This window comes from Bacteriovorax sp. BAL6_X, from assembly GCF_000443995.1.
Classification (GTDB): Bacteria; Bdellovibrionota; Bacteriovoracia; order Bacteriovoracales; family Bacteriovoracaceae; genus Halobacteriovorax_A.
In genome coordinates, this window is record NZ_AUMC01000003.1 from 558358 (window position 1) to 578878 (window position 20521).

Below are 20521 nucleotides of genomic sequence, written 5' to 3' on the forward strand. Positions count from 1 at the left end.
TCTATGATATCACTAATTATTTATTTGACCAATAATGATATTATTTAGAGTGTTATTAATAAGAGCAAATGTTTCATTTACGTTTTGAGCAACTTGATCTTGCTCAGTTAGTAATGAGTTAAGCTCGGCGGCAGCAGGCACTTCAAGTGATTGAATAATTGTTGATATTGGAGTTCCAACAGCGCTAGTAAGAATGAATTGAATAAATTGCAGAAGTTGAATTTCACCGTGTAGGTTAAGAACTTCAGTATCATTAGAGATTAGTCTAAGCTTTGTTGTGTGTTCAGACTTTTCAAAGATTGCACTCGTTAGCGGAAGGTGAATATCGCTTCTTTCACTAATTAGGGTTTCAAGATAAATGTCTTGATTGTTTGGATAGATTGGGGTCTTTGGTAGAGCGACAATCTTACTAATTAGAGTATTTGAAGAATAGTCGTACTTCATCTGAACCTTTCCACTATTTACTTGATCACGATAGTTACCAATGATGATTTTTAGATGAGAAAGGATACAGCTTGTATGCCAAGGCCAGCGCTTAGCAAGTAGATTGATATTATCAACCTTAGATGCAAGTTTTTGCGTATATACTGAGAAGTCTGTTTTCAGGATATCTTCTTTTGAAAGAGTGATATCTTGTAGAGACTCAATATGGTGAGTTGGTAAGAATTCTGTCTTTTCTAGGAACTTTGGAATTAACATGGCATTTAGTTTTGCCTTGGTCTTCTTTAGCCCACCATTGAAAGTAAGTTGAGTAATTTGTTTACCAATTGTTGTCTTAAAAAACTCTCTAAATAGATTGATATTTAGATTTGAGATCTTAGGAAGAAGTCCAAAATATTGGAAGTAAGCATTTCCGTACTCTTCAATCTTCGCCTTTAGAGAATCAATTGTCGTAAGCTCAAGCTTAATATCATTCTCATTCGTGAAATCAACAATTAGTAGATATGGGTAGCGCTCTTGTGGGTTTAAATTGAAACCTAAAAGATCGTAATTCTCATCTTCACGATAATTTGAAAGAGACTCAACACTGAAGAACTGGTCAAAAGGAATACAGCTCTTAGTTAGGTTTTTGAAGTATTGTGGGTGAGTGATCTTGTCACTCTCACTATTATTACTTAAAAGCTTCCCGTTTAGGATAGCATCCTGATGGAATTCAAATGATAGTCCACACTTTGTTTCATTTGAGAAAAGTGGAGCATCAATGGCCTTCTTATTTGCGAATAACTTGTCAATTTCTTCAACGAAGAAATCAAACTTAGAAAAGTGAGTGAGGTCACCATTCATATTTACAGATAGGCATGACTCTTTTAGTAAAGTGGAATTTACATCCGGGTTACCAAAGATATCTAATTTATTTTCAACAACACGTTTTGAGAAGATATAGAAGTAGCGAGGAATTTCTCCCTTGCCCTTAAGTCCTTCTAGATTAAAGCGCATTAGTAGCTTGTACTGTTTAAATAGTGCTTCGTTCTTTGCTGCATGTGAAGGAACGAAAAGCTTCTGGTTAGAGAAGACATACATATAACCACTATTAGAAAGATGCTCCCCATTTTGCATAATATTTGTAATGAGGTAGTGGTGTGGGTTTTTCTTAGGAATATTTACTAAGTTAACAAGTATTCTATCGTAGATACTTTGCTGAACTTCTGTTGCATCTAGTAGCGCAAATTGTCCGCTTGCAGTGATTCTCGACTTATTCGACTTTTGCTTAAAGAGTGAAACGATTAAAGAAATAGGATCTTTATTTTGTTTTGGAGCAAGGTTAACTAAGAAAGTCATAAATTGAATTTCTTGGAATATCTTTAAATATTGCCCGTTTACATAGTTGTCGCCTCTAAACTCCGGACAGATGATTTCTTGCCATGCTTCTGTCGAGTTATTTTCTTGAGCAATCCAGTGAGAGATAGTCAGAGAATTAAGGAAGTTTCCTGTAAATAGAGTACTTAAGCACTGTGGTTGTGCATTAAAGTTGAAGTATCCACCATGGTTTTCAATCCACTTTGGAAAATTGATTAAGAGGTTATTAATCATTAGACCAGAGTTACGATTACTAAAAGCGTGAGAGTACTTATCCGTTTCATTGTGGAATAGAACTACTGATAGCTCGTTTGGAATTTCATGATTTAAAACTTTAAAGAACTCTATTGGGTTAAGGTCTTTAAGAATTGAGCTAAGCTCTAGAATACTGTCACCAAAATTTTCATTCGGTCTAAACCAGCTGTACTCATTAGTTCCAAGAGCACGACTCGACAATTCACGAGAGCTTGAAACTTTAAAGATCTTACTTAGTGTTGAGTTTGGATTTAAAATCTCATTTTTAGTAAGAGTCTTTGAGTAGAAAGAGCTCAGTTGAGTTAGAAAGCGAACCTTTAAGATATAGACGCTAATAGAACGAAGGCAGTAAACTTTTAAAAAGTCCTGGATGCACTCGTGACTTGGGCCGCTCTTGTCATCAAGTTGTGCCCAAAATTGGTTAAAGTCGCTAACTCCCTCAGGGTGAATACCATTGTGAGTCGTATATTCTATAAATTCTTGAAAAAGTGATTGTTTAAGACTGCGGTTGCGGTTTTTAAAAGACTTAACTTGTGTCTTAGCTTCAGTAAAAAGTTCGAAAACGATCTTTTTGAACTTCATACTTCCCTTAGTTAATAAACTTTCACCACGCCATTTAGGAATGATGTGATCACTAACAAGGAATTCTCCACTTTGGATAGAAGGAACAGGTGTAGGTCCGCCTGCAGTTGCTGCATGCTTTTGTACCTCAAGGCTTTCTGCCTCGGCACTAGGTTCAGGAATATTGTTAATCAGCCAGTTCTTAGCTGAAAACGATGAATCTTTCACTTCGCCTGTTGTTCCATATAATAATTAGACAATCCTCAAAACTTTAAGATGGTTAACATTCTAAACTATGTAAGGAAAGTCGTGTGTTGCGTCTTTAATTTGGTAGTAAAATATAACGATGGGCATTCATCTTGTCATGCTTAAAAATAGAAATTCTCGACTTAAGTACCTTAAGGGGTTGATTTTATTACGGTGTTTATTTCTTAAAGTTTCTGTCATCTGTGTCGAAAAGCACAAGTGATATTAGATCAATAGACGGAGTTTATATGGTTGGAAATAAACCACAAGATGCAGCAGCAAAAAGTGTAGAAACTGGATTTTCTGAAAATGAATTAGATGACATCATGGCAGAATTCGCAAGTCTCGACAAAGAACTAACTGGACAGCTTGACCAGGTACCTGTTGAAGAAGTTGTTGCGGAAGTAAATCCTCTAGATGAAATGATGGCAGAGGCAAACCCACTAGACGAGATGGTAGCCGAAGTAAGTCCCGTTGACGAAAGCGAAGAAGGACCTGCACAAATCGTTGCTCAAGAAGATATTGAAGAAGTTGTTGCTGGTGACTCTAACCCAACTCTTGAAGAGGTTTTTTCTGAAGGGTTTGATGAGGAAGAAATGGATGCCATCATGAGGGATCTTGAAGAAATCGACGCTACATCACCTGAGACAACTCTTGAAATGGAAGAAACTGCTGAAACAACAATGATAAAAGATGAAGACAATGAAAATGTTCTTGTGATAAATCAAGCGCATAAAGAAACTCCTGCTCCTGCTTTTACTCAAGTACCAACAGGTGCAGACAGTGGAGAAGTTGCATTTAGTGCAGCAGGTAATATGAATTTTAATGTAAACTTGACGATTGCTGGATCGCAAGCAACATTAAGTGTGGTTGACGGCCACTTTACTCTAACAATGAATGGTGTGGACGTCTCAATCACGGAAGAAGGCTTTAAGGCCTGTATCGAAGGTGGGGCCAATTTTAATATTCCTCTTCCGTCGGCCGATGAAGCGAAGAAAGTCGCTTAATATTTTATTAATGATTAAAAGGTTATAAATGGCCATAAATATACTTGGTGGGCATGCTCGAGGGCATGCCCTTTTTGTTCCCCCTGAATCTATTACTCGTCCAACGAGTGTAATGCTTCGTCGTAAATTTTTTGATGCTCACCAAGACTTAACAAATTGTCTCTTTGTGGATCTATTTGCAGGTAGTGGAGCAATGGGGTTTGAAGCCTTATCAAGAGGTGCAAAAAAAGTCGTATTAGTTGACGATCATCCAAAAGTTCTTAATGTTTTAAAAAAGAACAAGGCACAAATTTCAAAAAAATTAGATACCGCTGATTTGTCGATAATTAAGCAAAAGGCACAAGCGTACCTTAAAACAAGTTTGTCTTACTTAGAGTCAACCTCAGATGAATTCGATGAAAGTTATATTTTCATCGATCCGCCATACGAATTAAAAGATGTCTACTTAGAATGTCTCAAAATGCTTAAAGAATCTTCATTTTCTGGAGAAATTTGGATCGAGTCTGATCGCCAAAAAGGAATTCTTGAAGCTGACTTAAAAAAACATTCTCTTACATTTTCGAAAGTCTACAAGCAAGGTACGAGTTATATCGCAAAAATTGCATTGTAATCCGGTGTCGTATAAAATTGATTTAAATTTATAAGAGGAATTAGGTACTCAATGAAAAGAGCAATTTACCCAGGAACATTTGATCCTTTCACAAATGGTCACAAAGATATCTTAATGAGGTCATTAACTGTATTTGATGAAGTCATTATTCTTGTTGCCCATAATCGTAATAAGAAACCTCTTTTTACGGCAGAAGAGCGAGTTGAAATGTTAAAAGAAACATTTCAACAAGAGTCTCGAATCAAGGCAGACAAGTGGGAAGGTTTAATCGTCGACTATGCCAAAGCAAACGACATAGGCTCGATCATTAGAGGATTAAGACCAACTGGTGATTTTGAAGCAGAATTTCAAATGGCCTCGATGAATAAAAGACTATATCCGGAAATCGAAACAGTTTTCTTTATTACTGAAAGAGACAATTACTATGTTTCAAGCTCTCTCGTAAAAGAGATTCACAAACATGGAAAAGTTATCAAGGAATTTGTTCCTGACACAATTTATAATTGGATTGCTAAAAAAGGGAAAATCTAATGAATGTTTCTAAACGTTCTCAAGAAATTAACGAAAGTATTACTTTAAAACTTAATGCTAAGGCCGTTGCCATGGCACAAGAAGGGAAGAAAGTTTATAACTTAACAGCTGGCCAGCTCCCTTATCGTCCACCGAGAGAGCTAGTTGAGTCAATTAGGGGAGAGTTAGATTTTCTTAAAAGTTTTCAATATAGCCCTGTTGCAGGTGATAGTGAGTTACTAGAGAAAATTATTGATTACGTTGAAACTTCTCGCGGAATTAGCTTTGATGAGTTTGATCATAACTTTAAAGCAGTTGTTGGAAACGGTGGTAAACATGTGCTTGCTAATATCTTTGCGAGTATTGTAGATCCTGGTGATGAAGTTATTGTCTTTGCACCATATTGGATATCTTACCCACAAATGATTTCTCTTAACGGGGGAGTTCTTAAAGTAGTTAAAGCATCTGTCTTTAACGCGTTTGAGCCAGATCTTGAAGAGTTAAAAGAATTAATTAATGATAAGACTAAGGCGATTGTTTTAAATAGCCCTAACAATCCTTCGGGGATTTTTTATAATGAAAAGTGGATGAAGAAATTTGCTGAAATAGTAAAGCCTTTTGAAAATACTTTTATAATCTCTGATGAAATTTACTACGAGTTAAATTATTACGACCCTAAACCAAGATACTTCTATCAGTATGATCGCGAGCTTTTATCACGTACAATCATTGTCGATGGAATTTCGAAAAGTTTGGCCGCAACTGGTTTAAGACTTGGCTATTGTATTGCTCACGAAGAAATTATTGATGCGATAAAAAAAATACAGGGACATACTGCTTCGGGCTCTTGTTCACTTATTCAACGTGCTCTTCTTCGCTATAATATGAATCATGTTGATGAATATTTAACTCCTGTTAAAAAACATCTTCGTGAAAATGCGCAAGTTTTAAGAGAAGTTCTTAGAGAGTATAAATTAGAGAAATGTTGGTATCAGGTTTCTGCCGCATTCTACTTTCTTTTTGACTTCTCTAGTGCTCCGGTAATTAACAGGTTCAAGGAGTCAGACACAGATTTGACCGATTACTCTGTTGAAATTTGTGAGCAGATTCTTGAGCAAAAAGGTGTGGCAATGGTTCCAAGTGGAGACTTTGGTTTGCCAAATTGTGCAAGAATCTCTCTCGTTCTGCCAAAAGAGGACTTTAGAGACGCCATTGTGACTTTAGCCGAGTTTTTAACTCAGGAATAGAGCACAAAGATTGGTATCTGATTCCCACTATTAATTAAAGACTAAGTTAAGAGATAATTAAGCTGTGAATAAGCTAATTGTTTTCAGTATTTATCTCTTAATATCTCTTACGATCTTCACCTCATGTGGTGCTGACGATGATGTCGAGTTAGAAAGAAGTTATCTTTCTGTCGAAGATTATTTGTCATCAGGGGATTGCGATAAGGCATTATCAAAGATGCTTTCCATAAAAGAGCAAAGTGGAGATGCCAATTACTATAAGCTTCTTGCTTCATCTTACGCCTGTAAAGCTGGCTTTTCTGTTACTGATTTCTTTCTAAATGAAATTACAAAAATCACAACTGGAGCTGATCTTCTAAGCTCAATGTCAACTTTTACAATGGCACAGTCCATGACTGATATTGATGACCTTTCCTATTATTATTTAGGACTGGCAATCGAAGTTCTCACATATTCAGGGGGAATGGGACCTGCGACTAAAGACCCTTCGGCCACTCTTCGAGAAGCAACTTTTGGAAGCTATGGAGCAGCTGATATAAATTCATTTCTTATGTATATGCTATTTGTTCGAAATGGTATGAGTATGGCATTTTTTGGTAATTCTGATGTGGCAGGAACGAAAGGGGCAGGTGCGATTGGAACAAATGAATGCCTCTTCGCTTATTCATATTTCGGTGATGGTGATCTTGATGCTTACATTCAAGCGGGCGGGGTAACTGGAGCATGTGATGATGGAGCTGATACTGGGAGTGTGGCCTTAACAAATGGAGACTCAAGCCTTCATCTTAATCGTGCATGTGGTTTGGTAACGGACTTTAATAATTTATTAGATGTTCTTGAAAATATCTCGCTAGGAGATATTACAGATGTAGATTTAGCAACATTATTAGCTGATATCAGTGCTGTCAGACAGGACTTTGTTGATAATGTAATAACACCTAAAGGTTTTTCTAATAGTCTTGTGACTGTAAAAAATCAATCTCAATGTGTAACAGATTTTACAGGAAGTGAACTTCAAATTGCTTATTATATGGCAGCATTACTTGAAACACTTCACTCAAGGTAGATAATGAAGAGTTTGCTTAAGGTTCTATTCATCACTATCTTGACGATTCAGACAATGGGGTTTGAGAAGTTTTTCTTAGGACAGAGTCCTCGGGCATTGCTAATGGGGAATGCATGGATGGGACTTGCCAATCAAGATTCATTTACAATCTTCTATAATCCAGCAAGCCTTGGGGCGAATTATGATATCGACTTATCGCCAATTAATCTCACTCTTGCAGGGCCTAATGCAATTGATGATATGGATCGTTTCACAGACCTGCCAAGTGATGCGGCAGGAATTGCAAATCAGTTAATGGGATATCCTCTTTACTTAGAGGCATCAAATATTTCAACTATTAAAGCACATCACTTTTCATTTTCATATTTTACTAAGAACCGTGCCAATGTTGTTTTGAAAAATCGTGTTAATCCTGCTTTCAATGTTGATTATTCGTATGATCGAGGATTTATTACAGGATTTGCTTTTAACATTATTGGAGGCAGTAGAAATAAACAGAAAAAGAAAATCATGACTGGTCAGCGTCTTTCTGTTGGGTATTCATTTAAATATCTAACAAGAGAGGGGACACGTGATAGGTTTGATATTTTCTCTACGAATATCATCACAAAAATTGAAAATGGCCTAGGCTCGATTGATGAAATTAAGGATACATTTGGTTTCTCTAAAGGCTCAGGATCTGGACATGATATTGGTATTGAATACGCCAACGGATGGGGAAATACTGAGCTTGTAGCATCCATGGCAATCTTAGATATTGGTGATACCTATTTTAAAAAGACAGAAGGTGATGGAGAAGTCCCTCGCATCGCAATGGCCGTTAATACTGGGCTTGCGCTAAAACAAGACTGGAAAGTATTTGATTACTCGCTGGCACTAGATATAAAGCCAATTAATCAAGGTCATGAGTTCGGCCGTATGATTCACTTTGGGGCCCAGTTAAATATTCCTTTCTTTGGCTTCTTTGCTGGCCTTGGAGAAGGTTATCTCAATTATGGAGCCGAGTTACGTCTATGGCCTGTTACGATTACTGCTGGATTTAACAATGTTGAAATTGGTTCTAGTTATCAAGAGACAAAAGGTGATCGCCTTTTCGTCTTTATTTCTTTATTTGATACATCTATGGATATTTTTTAGGCTTTTGGTTGAGTTTCATGACGCGTAAAGGTGAACGGCCCTTTTTCTTTGACATCCCTTTTTACCATAACTTAAAATTTAATTAAGAGAGGATTCCTCCCATAATCTTAATGTCATGGAGGGCATTTTGACACGTAAAACCTTTGTTCTCGATACTAACGTATTACTATTTGATCCTAATGCTATTAACAAATTTGGTCCTAACGACGTCTTTATTCCACTAGTTGTTGTGGAAGAAGTAGACCGTTTTAAGAAAGATCAAAATGAGAATGGGCGTAACGCTCGCTACTTCTCAAGAATCATTGATGACCTTCGCAAGAAGGGCTCACTTATGGATGGTGTTGAGCTAGACAATGGTGGAACTCTAATTATCTCTGTCGATAAAACGATTGAAAATCAACATGAGACAATTGACTTAACAATTAATGATAATTTAATTCTTGCTTCTGCAATTTTCTTAAAAGAGCAGGGTGAAGATGTTGTTCTGATTACGAAGGACATTAATTTAAGAATTAAATCTGATATCTTAGGCATCAATGCTGAAGACTATGGAATGAAAGATATTAAGCTTGAGGAAATCTACTCGGGTTACCGCTTTCTTCCTCTAGCAAAAGATAAGCTTGAAGAATATGAAAAGAATCGCTTCTTACAACTTGAAAATTGGGAAGAGCTTGAGATTTTTCCAAATGAATATTTAGTTGTTCACGAAGAAGGAAATGATAGAAGAAGACTTCTAGGGCGATTTTCAAAAAGTAAACTAGGAATCGTTCCTCTAATCCCAATGAGAGAAGGGGTTTGGGGAATCTATCCAAAAAATATGGAACAACAATTTGCACTTGATGCTCTTCTTAACGATGATATCAAGTTAGTGTCACTTGTTGGTAAGGCCGGTACAGGTAAAACACTTTTGGCAATTGCCGCAGGTCTTGAAATGACAATTAATCAAGAAAAGTATTCAAGACTTCTTGTCTCTCGTCCGATTCAACCAATGGGGAAAGATCTTGGTTATCTTCCAGGTGATGTTAACGATAAGCTAGGTCCTTGGATGCAACCAATCTTTGATAATATGGATTTTCTATTTGATCAAAGAAGAGCAGGAACAAGTTCTTCTTATGTTGATTTAATGGATCACGGACTTCTTCATATTGAACCACTAACTTATATTCGTGGTCGTTCTATTCCTGGTCAGTACCTAATCGTTGATGAGGCACAAAACCTTTCTCCACACGAAGTTAAAACAATTGTAACTCGTGCCGGTGAGGGAACTAAAATCATCCTCACAGGTGATCCTCAACAGATCGATAGTCCATACCTTGATGAAATTAACAACGGGCTAAGCTATGTTGTTGAAAGACTAAAAACAGAAGAGATCATCTCTCATACGAAGTTAACTGTTGGCGAGCGTTCAGCGCTTTCTGAAACAGCTTCAAAATTACTTTAATAGAGGAATAGCGAGTGTCGAGAGCTAATCGTCAACATTTAAGAGCACCTGTAAATCAAGAGATGCTCTATCTTTGCGATGACTATGTTTTAAAAGGCCGCTGTTCTAATATTTCCGAAGGTGGAATGTTAATTACCGATATGGGGCGCGTACCAACAAGTACGCGCTTTCATACTATGGTATCACTTATACAATATCCAGAATTTTCAAAATTGAGTTCTCAAAAGTTAATTAGCATAGATCACAGTGCCTTTGAAATCGAAGTCATTCGCTGTGAAGTTGATATTGTTCGCTCATTTGATGGGCTATCAGAAGTTGAAAAAATCTTGCTACCATCAATTGGTGCTAAATTCTCGCACGTATCTTCTGGGAATATGGCACTTATTCGCTCTTATGTGACTACATTCTCAAAGAATATGATCTATCTTTTAACTCAATTTGAAAATTCATCAAAAAAAAATGGAAATATTGTTCACCTCAGAAAGACGGCCTCTCTTCTTGGTTATGATTCACAGATAAAGCTGCCACTTCTAAGGGCCAAGGTGCTTCATGATTACCAATCTTTAGAATCTCTTTAGAATTTCTTACTGATTGTCTAACCTAAATGACTAATATTACACAGTTTATTTTATTCATAAATAAAGTTCTTATAATTTAAATAGTTTTTACCGATAACTCTTATATGACCATGTGTAATCAATAGATTACAGCTGAATGACAATAATTATTGACGACTATTTTAAGTTGAAACTTACTTTCGTCTATAAGTGGTTGTTATTTATTTGGATAAAAATATCAGGGTATGATTTTCTGAGATGAATTTTATTAATTTAGTAAACATTTTCTGTGTCTTCTTAGTGGTGTTGGCCACTAGTTCTTGTAATTCTAAGATTATTTTGAGCATTGATGAAGACTTATTCGTTTCTGAGTTAATGTTAACCAGTGATGATGGCGGTGATGAGATTCTCTCTGAAGAAATCGTTGTAACCAGAGGCGCTGCCTTTAATATGTATTCATTTGTTGGTAATCAGCACTCGAAGGAAAAGAAGCTAGTAAGTTGGGAACTAGAGTCAGGAAGTGCTCTTCTTGCAGAGGATGATACTCAGAAAGCAGTTGCAATTACAGCTCTTACTAATGGACAAGTTAGGGTTAAAGCACGCCTTAATAATTCTCTTTCTAAGTCTGTTGTAATTAATTTTATAGATAATCAAGTCTCGTTAAAGAGATTATCACTTGAAACATTTAATGGTGCTTTAGATATTAATGCTTCTTATGTAGGCGATCTAAATGATAATTCAGTGGCAACTGCTTATCTTTGTAATGAAACTAATTCGACAAATTGTGATCCTTTGAGTGGGAATAGTTTTGCACTTAATAAAGCTGCTCCAAATTTTGGTGAGACTTTAATTAACTTATCGCCTACATATAACCCAGGTGATTTAGTACGTGTAAGGGTTGTTGCAAGTGATCCTGATGGTGAAATTGTGGATACCCTAGAGTCTGTTGTAGAGTTATCTGCGCAACCTTCAAGTTATTCTATTCCATCTTTTGATATTGAGTCGATTAGCTTTTCTCAACTTTATACTAATATTTCTGATGCAAATAATACTATTGTGAATATTTCAGATGCAGATGATATTCTTAAATATTGTTTGATTGAAAATGATTCTACAAAGCCAAATTCAACTGCCAGTGGTAGCTGTGGTGGCCAAGATTGGTCTACTAGCATGCCAGTATCCCTAGTTATGAGTGGTGTTGAAGGAGATAGGGATATTTACTTATGGGTTGCTGATAAATTTGATTCAATAAATACGACTACAATTACTGATTCTATTATCGTTGACAATACTATCCCTGGTCTAGTTTCAAATATTAGTCTAGGTGCCGTTAATAATGACTTATCTATTTCTCCAAGCTTGACTTGGGCGACTGATGCTATTGATTTACATAGTGGCATTCAAAAATATCAGGTTCGTCTATTAAGAAATAGTGACTCGGTTGAGATTGTTGCTTGGACTGACTTTATAAATGGTGAGAACTTTACGGGCCTTAGCTTAGCAATGGATACACAGTATGATTATGAAATTCGTGCAATTGATAATGCTGGAAATATTGGAAACTCGACGGTTGCCTCCTTTGTTACAGCATCTCAAATCGGTGATCCGACATTAAGTATACAGGGTTCTAATAGTGGCTCTTCAGTTTATGTAAATTTAAGTGACTCGCAAAATGTAGATTTAACTATTGGTAATATTTCTGATGCTGATAAATTTTGTCTTGTCGAAGACAGCTCCACTAAGCCAAGTAGTGTATCTAATTCGAGCTGTAACGGAGGAGCTTGGTTATCGACAGCTCCTGTTGGACATACCTTCTCTCTAGGCGATGGAAGTCGTAGTTTATATCTTTGGGTTGCAAATTCTTTTAATGTTATAAATTTAAATCCTGTAAGTGATTCAATTATTATAGATACATCTGTACCAACATCTATTTCAGGATTGAGTTTAACTTCTGTACCTACTAATTTGACTGAATCTCCAATTATTTCCTGGTCATCAGACTCGAATGATACAACTTCAGGTTTATCTCATTATGAAGTTAGATTAGAAAAAAGTAGTGATAATAATACTGTTGTAGATTGGACTGCTTTTACTAAAGGAAATCGATTATCGGGCCTATCATTAGAGAATTTTACTAATTATCGAATATTAATTAGATCAATTGATAATGCTGGAAATTACTCTTTAACTGTAAGTGATACATTTACAACAAACTCAACTATTTCCACTCCTACTTTAGAGTTAACTGCCTTAAACTCACTATCTAATGATTATGTGAATATTGGTGATAGTTATCAAGTATCACTAAATATATCAAATAACTCAGATGCTGTAGATTATTGTATATCAGAGGGGCAGACAACACGACCAAGCTCAACGGCAAATGGAACTTGTGATGGTGGGAACTGGCAAACAATTACTCCTACAAATTATACATTTTCAGCTGGTGAGGGGAGTCGTGAGCTTTATTTATGGGTAGCAAATAGTGATGACGTAATAAGTACAGTCGTGGCAAGTGATGCTATCTTTGTCGATAATATAGCTCCCGTTAACATTACAGGTACAACACTAGGTGCAGTTGGTACTGACTTAAGTGTTAGTCCAACAGTTTCATGGACGACTGATGGAAGTGATTCTGGTTCAGGTGTTGAACATACCATTTTCCGATTAATTCGTGATTCTGATTCATTTGAGATGGTTACATGGCAGGAGCTAACTAATGGAAGCTCTTTTTCTGGTCTATCTCTTGCGGGGAGTACAACTTATAGTATTGAGTATAAAACAGTTGATCAGGCAAGTAATGAAAGTAGTGTTGAGAGCTTAACTTTTACAACTCCTTCAATGATGGGGAACCCAAGTATATTATTAAGTTCTCCAAGTACTGCATCCACTAATTTTATAAATGGTAGTGACCTAGGGGTTGCTAATGTAGTATTAGGATCAATTGAAGATGCGGTGAAGTTTTGTCTTTCACAGGCCCAGGACTCAGCTCCTGCTTCTACAGCAAATGGTACATGTGACGGAGGGAATTGGTCGATAGCTGAACCTTCAAGTATTTCTTTATCTGCTGGAGATGGTAATAAAACTGTTTATATTTGGGTTGCAAATTCTGGGGATGAGATAAACCCTAATGTTACTTCTAGCTCAATTACAAGAGATGATACAGGGCCTACGAGTGTCTCAGGTTTAAGTGTAGGGGGAGTTGGAGCTACTCTGACTTCAACACCAGTAATATCTTGGACGACTGATTCTACAGACTTAACAAGTGGAGTATCACATTACGAAGCAAGACTCATATTGACTAGTAATTCAAGTGTTGTTTCTGATTGGGCAACCTTTTCAAATAATTCTACGATAGATTCATTATCTCTTTCATATAATACAGAGTATACGGTTGAAGTTAGGTCCCATGATAATGCTGGAAATATTGGTACCAGTTCAAGTGTTAATTTTACGACTGCGGATACAATTGCTGATCCAACAATGTCACTTTCGTCTGCAGATACCTCTTCAACAAATTTCATAAACTTTGTTGATGCTAATACTGCTCAGCTCTTAATCGGAAATGACTCAGATGCTAGCTTATATTGTATTTCTGAGGGACAGACTACTGCTCCAGTTTCAACATCAAGTGGAACATGTGATGGTGGCGATTGGAGTGGAACGAAACCTGTTTCATACACATTCTCTTCAACACAAGGTGTTCGAACTCTTTATATTTGGGTTGCAAATAGTTTCGGTGTTATTAACTCTGGTGTAATTAGTGACACTATTTCAAATGATACTGTTTCTCCGACACCTATTTCAGGTTTATCTTTAGGAGCTATTCCAAATACTCTAACACAGTCACCAGATATTTCTTGGAGTGGAAATGGGACTGATGTGACATCTGGCATTGCGGCACATGAAGTACGACTCGTTCGAGTCTCTGATAGCGCTACAATTGTTGATTGGGTAGACATTGTCAATGGGGATTCTCTTACTAGCTTATCATTAGATAATAATACTCAATACTCGGTTCAAATTCGTCCACGAGATAATGCCGGAAATAAAGGTTCTTTTGAAAATATTAATTTTACGACGAACGCAACTCTAGTTGATCCAACGCTTTCTTTAGATGCATCAAACACAGGCTCTACTGATTATGTAAATTCAACAGACTCTAATTTAGTTGATGTCGTAATAGGAAATAACTCAGATGTAGTAAAGTACTGCTTAAGTGAGTCTAATACAACAAAGCCTAGTAGTACTGTAAGTGGAAGTTGTGATGGTGGAGATTGGTCGATTTCTGTCCCAACACAATTCACTTTTGATGCAACAGAAGGTAATCGAGTACTATATCTTTGGGTCGCCAACTCCGAAGATATTATAAATGATGGGCCTGTTAGTAATAGTATTATCGTGGATAGAGTTATCCCTACTGACTTAAGTGGTTTAAGCACTGGACCTGTTGGAGCAAGCTTTTCTGAAACTCCAACTATCAATTGGGTTACAAATGCGACTGATGCAACTTCTGGCCTAAGCCATTATGAAGCGAGAGTTATCGAACTACCAAATACAAGTATTAGTAGTTGGCAGACAATTCTAAATGGTGGCTCTATTAGTGGCCTGAGTTTATCTAGTGATACAAATTATCGCATTGAGATACGAGCTCATGATCTTGCTGGAAATATTGGAAATGTACTTTTTACTGATTTTACATCGGCCGATACAATTAATGATCCTAGTTTAGATCTTAGCTCGGGGGATACATTATCTACTGCTTACTTAAATATTTCTGACTCAAATACAGCACAAGTTCTAATTGGTAATGATACAGATGCTACTAGCTATTGTTTAAGTGAATCAAACTCAACTAAACCTAGCTCAATTGCAAATGGTACTTGTGATGGAGGTAACTGGAGCTCAAGCGCACCAACTTCAAAATCATTATCAATAGGAGAAGGAACAAAGACATTATACCTTTGGGTCGCTAATAGTTATGGTGTAATTAATAATGGCCCAATAAGTGATTCAATAATTGTTGATAATACAGTTCCAACGAATATTTCGGGAATGTCTCTTGGAACAGGTACTGGTAACTTAACTACTACACCAACTGTTTCATGGACAACGGACTCGACAGATGGAATTTCTGGCCTATCTCATTATGAATTGAGGTTAGTGAAGGATGATGACTCTACTGAGGTTGTATCTTGGCTAACTTTCGTAAAAGGAAATAACTTATCAGGACTGAGTCTTGATAATATGGAGACCTATCGTTTTGAAGTCCGTTCAGTAGATAATTCAGGTAATAAAACGACTGTGACATCAGCTACCTTTACAACTAATTCAACAATTACTGATCCTACTTTTAGTATAACAGCTTCCAATACTTCTTCTACTTCGTACTTGAATACGACGGATAGTATGCAAGTGAATGTGTCTTTATCTAATATTTCAGATGCTGTTAAATTTTGCTTAAGTGAGTCCGATTCAACACCTCCTTTGAGTACAAATTCTGGTAGTTGTGATGGCGGTGATTGGCTTGTTTCTGCTCCTACAAATTATACCTTTTCTTCAGGAGAGGGAAATCGCACAATTTATGCATGGGTAGCAAATAGTGATGATGTTATTAATACAGGTAGCGTTAGTGATACGATTTATATTGATACTATTGCTCCTTCAAATATTTCAGGTACTACTTTAGGTGCGATTCCAAATAATCTATCTGAAACACCTAGTCTTTCATGGACTGGTGACGGTGTCGATTCAGGAAGTGGCCTTGCCTCTACTTCTGTTCGTTTAGTTGACTCTAGTGACACTGAGATTGTTCCTTGGACAAGCTTTACGACAGGGAGTAATTTTACTGGTTTAAGTCTTAGTGGTAATTCCGATTATACTTATGAATATAAAACAATTGATAATGCTGGTAACGAATCAATAATATCAAGTGTTCAGTTTACGACAATATCTCCAATTGCAGATCCTACATTAGAACTCTTCTCTTCTTTAACTACGTCGACTGTATATATTAATATTAACGATAGTAAAGTTGCAGATTTAAATTTAACTAATATAGATGATGCAACAAAGTATTGCCTAAGTGAGACGCAGTCATCTAAGCCTGCTTCTACAAACTCTGGTACATGTGGTGGAGGGGATTGGCTCCTTTCTACTCCGTCAACTTACACCTTATCTGGTGGAGATGGGACGAAGGTCGTTTATATTTGGGTTGCTAATGCAACAGATGAAATAAATAATGGAGTATCTAGTGATTCAATAATTTTGGATGAAACAATTCCAACTACAACGTCTTCTCTTATCTTAGGAAGTGTTGAAAATCGTCTAGATCGTACTCCAATTGTAAACTGGACGACAAATGCGATAGATGATAATGGAATTGATTATTATCAATCTCGTATAGTGAAAACAAGTGATTCAAGTACCTTTCAAGACTGGTCTAATTTCACAAAAAATACTCATATCTCAGGTCTCTCTCTTGAGAATCATACTGAGTATAGAGTTGAAATTCGTGCAGTGGATAATGCTGGTAATATCGGCGCTTCAGTTTCTTCAAATTTTACGACAAATGTAACAATAGATGACCCAACAAATTTTAAATTATCATCTTCTGGTGGAAATGATTTCTGGCTAAATGCTACTCATAGTAATACAGCAGTTGTTTCTTTTACTGAGCCTTCTGGAGTTGATCTTTATTGTCTTAGTGAGACTCAAAGCTCTAAACCAGTTAGTACTGCAAACGGCACTTGTGGAGGAGGCAATTGGCAAAGTCTCAAACCAACGTCAATTAGTTTAGTTGCTAGTGAAGGTTTACATACTGCATACCTTTGGATTGCGAATTCTTCAGGAATTATTAATTCAAATCAAGTTTCAGCTTCAATTAGTATCGATAACACTTCTCCTGTAAATGTTTCGTCACTATCAATTGGTGCTGTGACTGAGGTTTACGCAACTCCTGACTTTAATTGGGGGACCGGCCCTAGTGATGCTACTTCTGGTGTTAGTGAAGTTCAAATTAAAGTTACGAACTCTGGATCAGATGTCATTGCTTGGACTACTGCTACAAATGGAATTTCATTAGCATTTCCGAGTGCTGAAGAGAATACGGATTATACAATTTGGGCAAGAACGATAGATGTTGCGGGTAATATAAGTAGCTCAAGTGGAGTTTCATACACAACTCCTTTCTTTGTTAAGGATATAAGTTTATCAACAACATCGATATCAAATATGGATGTTGATACAAGTGGTCCTGGGGCAACACATACAGTTACAGTCACAAATACTGGGAATATCGAATTTAGTGGTATTACTTCTCGCCTTGAAAGTGATTTTATGATTTTTGAAATCGTTTCAGATAACTGTGATGGAGTAACTGTTTCCGTAGGTGGAACGTGTACAATTGATGTAAGGGCGAATCCATATCGAAATGGTGCTTATAGTGGAACTCTTTATGTAGCAATCGAGAATAATGAATACTCTGTTGCTTTAAGTGGAGAGGCAACTAATATGCCTGATTTTTATGGGCCACTTGCAATTAATAATGATCAATCGGATTCTTCAACTTCAACAGTCGCTAGTCCTGGTCAAAGTTATCAATATATTCATAATGTAAAAGACGGACCGAACAGAATTATTATTGTAAGCGCGACTTCCGATTGGATGAGTACTCCAAATGCTAAGTTCAATGGAACAACTATGACTTTAATTAGTTCTGTTTCTAGTGGATTTGGAAATAAAGTTAGATTATTTTACACTATTAACCCTCCTGTGGGTGACGGTGTTATTGAAATTACTGGTACAAATAGTACAAGTGGTGCCTCTCAAGCTTATACCTTTTATAACGTTGATCAATCAAATCCTGTTAGTTCTGTACAATCAGATACAGCATCAAACGGTTCTGGGCAGGTAACTATTCCTTTACTTGATCATAAAGTCTCTGTTGTTGCCGTTGGTGGTAGTGATAGAACGGCATCTTCAGACATTACTCCTGAGATTGAATCTCATTATACTGAAGGTGAGTATATTGGAATGTTTGTATATCGTGGCCCTTCATCAATTTCGCCAACTTTCTCATATGGTTCAAGTGATGATATCGCCATTGCATCAGTGGTTTTAAATGGGCTTGAAAATTCAGCATCTTTAAACTCAAGCCCTAAGACTATTACTGATTTTGATATTCTTACTGGCTCAAGTTATGGACCAACACATACGATTACTATTTCAAATTTAGGGGGAGCTGCTAGTAGTGTAATTCAATCTCCGGTTATCTCTGGTGATGATACATTCGTAGAAGTTGTCGCGGATAATTGTGTAGGTAATACAATAGCTTCTGGTAGTAGCTGTACTATTGATGTTAGACCTAAATCATTTGGAAACACAAGTTATGGTGCACATATATTATTTTCAGATAGTAACTTGGAGACCAGTACTAAAATATTGGGAGAAGCATCTGGATTTGAAGCAGATATTAATGTTAAGTTAGATAACTCAACTACGACTACGGCAAGTTACACATCAGGATCACAATCTTCATTTTCTCATACTGTTGGAGATTTTAATAATCGCCTTTTAGTTGTTTCGCTAAATCAGGTCTCAAACTCATCTATCAATGCTGTTACATTTATGGGGATAAATTTAACACAACTCGATAAACAAAGTTTTCAACCAACTTCTAATTATGCGCGCTCGGAGACATGGTATCTTGTTAATCCACCAGTAGGAGCGGGAACTATTAATGTAACATCTTCGATGTCTGCAAATACCTCTATTGTTGCCAGAAATTTCTATTCAGTCGATCTAGATAACCCGATCGAATTAATTGAAGGAAAAGTTGATAATACAAGTCCAACTAGCCTTGATGAAACCTTGGAGTCTTCTGCAACAGATTTTATGATGTTTAATCTTGCGTCGAATAGTTCTAGTATATCTTTTTCTTCAAATCTTATACCGGTAGACAGCAGATTTGTTTCTTGGAATTCACAAATAGGACTCACTCAATTACTATTTCAAAAGGGTGGGCTTAATTCTTATCAATTTACTCCAAGCTCTACTGCCTCTTCTATTGCTTATCAAGCGATTAGAATTAATAGTGCTTTAAATACTACTTCTCTTAGAATTTCTGCGACAAGTAGTTTTGATCTTTCAGGTGGAAACACTAGTAGTACGATTCAATACTCAGTAAGAAATAATGGTGGTGTTACTTCATCAATTCTTAATGCAGCAACTATTGATAGTGGAATGTCTTATTATAATATTATAACAGATAATTGTAGTGGTATTTCCCTTGCTGCTGGCGAGTCTTGTATTCTTGATGTTGAAGCGTCGACAGTGGCAAATGGAACGTTAAATGGTCAAATCTCTATTGATGATGGTGTATTTTCATCAAGTAGAGCCTTAAGTACTGTTGCATCAGGACACGCAAATGATTTATTTCCATCTTATGATGATTTAAATTTTACTAAGGCCAACTTTTCTTCTAGTTCAACATCTTATACTCAGTCTCATACAATCGCGGCAGGTAATAATCGATTATTAGTTGTGAATGTAGTAGGACACTTTAATATATTAAATTTTACAAGTATTACTTATGGTGGAGTCCCACTAACTCGACTTGATACAAGAACGCAGAGTTCAGGGGCAAAAACTGAAATATGGTATCTTATTAATCCAAGTGTTGGGACTGATGATATTGTAATAAATGTTAACAATTCTTCTTTTGATATTGCAATGATGGCCTCTAATTTTACAAATGTTCATCAATCAACACCATTTGATCTAACTACAAAAGGTGGAGGACAGAGTAATCTTTCTGTATCAGTTAATAACTCAGAAATGCAGTATTCATTTATATCAATTGGTAGAGGAGACAATATTGATGTTATAGAATCTCATACTCCATTAGCTCGTGACTTTATTGAGACTGATAATTCAGATAATGGCCTAACAATGTTGATTTATCCAGATAACTTTGTTGAGAATGTTGACGTGGATCTTGATTTTGATTACGGTGCGTATATAAAAACTTCCATTAATAGTATTTACTATCCATAAAGTTAAAGTCAAAAAGGCCCATCTTTGGATG

The 20521-nt window shown here is 36.4% G+C and carries 10 protein-coding genes; 9 read left to right on the forward strand and 1 reads right to left on the reverse strand.

The window, feature by feature from the left end; translation table 11 throughout:
* Nucleotides 1–12 precede the first annotated feature (12 nt).
* A complete protein-coding gene (locus M902_RS02810) occupies nucleotides 13–2841 on the reverse strand; it encodes a hypothetical protein (RefSeq protein WP_021266468.1) in 2829 nt (942 codons plus the stop codon).
* Nucleotides 2842–3107: 266 nt separating this feature from the next.
* Between M902_RS02810 and M902_RS02815 the strand changes: the two genes are divergently transcribed.
* The 9 genes from M902_RS02815 (at nucleotide 3108) to M902_RS02855 (ending at nucleotide 20490) form a co-directional block, all read left to right on the forward strand.
* Nucleotides 3108–3866 carry a hypothetical protein gene (locus tag M902_RS02815; protein WP_021266227.1) on the forward strand — a complete coding sequence of 253 codons (759 nt, stop codon included), beginning with the start codon at nucleotides 3108–3110 and terminating at the stop codon, nucleotides 3864–3866.
* A gap of 28 nt (nucleotides 3867–3894) precedes the next feature.
* Complete coding sequence (locus M902_RS02820; protein WP_021265926.1) at nucleotides 3895–4476, forward strand: RsmD family RNA methyltransferase; 582 nt, start codon at nucleotides 3895–3897, stop codon at nucleotides 4474–4476.
* A 51-nt stretch (nucleotides 4477–4527) separates the two neighbouring features.
* Nucleotides 4528–5007: a pantetheine-phosphate adenylyltransferase gene (coaD, locus tag M902_RS02825; RefSeq protein WP_021265952.1), complete on the forward strand. Its 480-nt coding sequence runs from the start codon at nucleotides 4528–4530 to the stop codon at nucleotides 5005–5007.
* Nucleotides 5007–6233: a pyridoxal phosphate-dependent aminotransferase gene (locus M902_RS02830; RefSeq protein ID WP_021266287.1), complete on the forward strand. Its 1227-nt coding sequence runs from the start codon at nucleotides 5007–5009 to the stop codon at nucleotides 6231–6233. The genes coaD and M902_RS02830 overlap by 1 nt, the downstream gene beginning before the upstream one ends.
* A 64-nt stretch (nucleotides 6234–6297) precedes the next feature.
* Nucleotides 6298–7299: a hypothetical protein gene (locus M902_RS02835; RefSeq protein ID WP_021266197.1), complete on the forward strand. Its 1002-nt coding sequence runs from the start codon at nucleotides 6298–6300 to the stop codon at nucleotides 7297–7299.
* Between the two features lie 3 nt (nucleotides 7300–7302).
* Nucleotides 7303–8436 (forward strand): hypothetical protein, encoded by a 1134-nt coding sequence (locus M902_RS02840; RefSeq protein WP_021266513.1) that lies wholly within the window; start codon nucleotides 7303–7305, stop codon nucleotides 8434–8436.
* A gap of 115 nt (nucleotides 8437–8551) precedes the next feature.
* On the forward strand, nucleotides 8552–9877 hold the full coding sequence (locus M902_RS02845; protein WP_040313793.1) for a PhoH family protein: 1326 nt from the start codon (nucleotides 8552–8554) through the stop codon (nucleotides 9875–9877).
* Between the two features lie 14 nt (nucleotides 9878–9891).
* Nucleotides 9892–10455 (forward strand): PilZ domain-containing protein, encoded by a 564-nt coding sequence (locus tag M902_RS02850; protein ID WP_021265777.1) that lies wholly within the window; start codon nucleotides 9892–9894, stop codon nucleotides 10453–10455.
* Between the two features lie 237 nt (nucleotides 10456–10692).
* Nucleotides 10693–20490, forward strand: coding sequence for an Ig-like domain repeat protein (locus M902_RS02855; protein WP_021266120.1), 9798 nt, complete (start codon nucleotides 10693–10695; stop codon nucleotides 20488–20490).
* Nucleotides 20491–20521: the final 31 nt, after the last annotated feature.

What these genes read in the sequence shown, in the direction of transcription:
- M902_RS02815 (WP_021266227.1), top strand. Translation starts at nt 3,108, where the DNA reads ATGGTTGGAAATAAACCACAAGATGCAGCAGCAAAAAGTGTAGAAACT.
- M902_RS02845 (WP_040313793.1), top strand. Translation starts at nt 8,552, where the DNA reads ATGGAGGGCATTTTGACACGTAAAACCTTTGTTCTCGATACTAACGTA.
- M902_RS02820 (WP_021265926.1), top strand. Translation starts at nt 3,895, where the DNA reads ATGGCCATAAATATACTTGGTGGGCATGCTCGAGGGCATGCCCTTTTT.
- M902_RS02840 (WP_021266513.1), top strand. Translation starts at nt 7,303, where the DNA reads ATGAAGAGTTTGCTTAAGGTTCTATTCATCACTATCTTGACGATTCAG.
- coaD (WP_021265952.1), top strand. Translation starts at nt 4,528, where the DNA reads ATGAAAAGAGCAATTTACCCAGGAACATTTGATCCTTTCACAAATGGT.
- M902_RS02855 (WP_021266120.1), top strand. Translation starts at nt 10,693, where the DNA reads ATGAATTTTATTAATTTAGTAAACATTTTCTGTGTCTTCTTAGTGGTG.
- M902_RS02830 (WP_021266287.1), top strand. Translation starts at nt 5,007, where the DNA reads ATGAATGTTTCTAAACGTTCTCAAGAAATTAACGAAAGTATTACTTTA.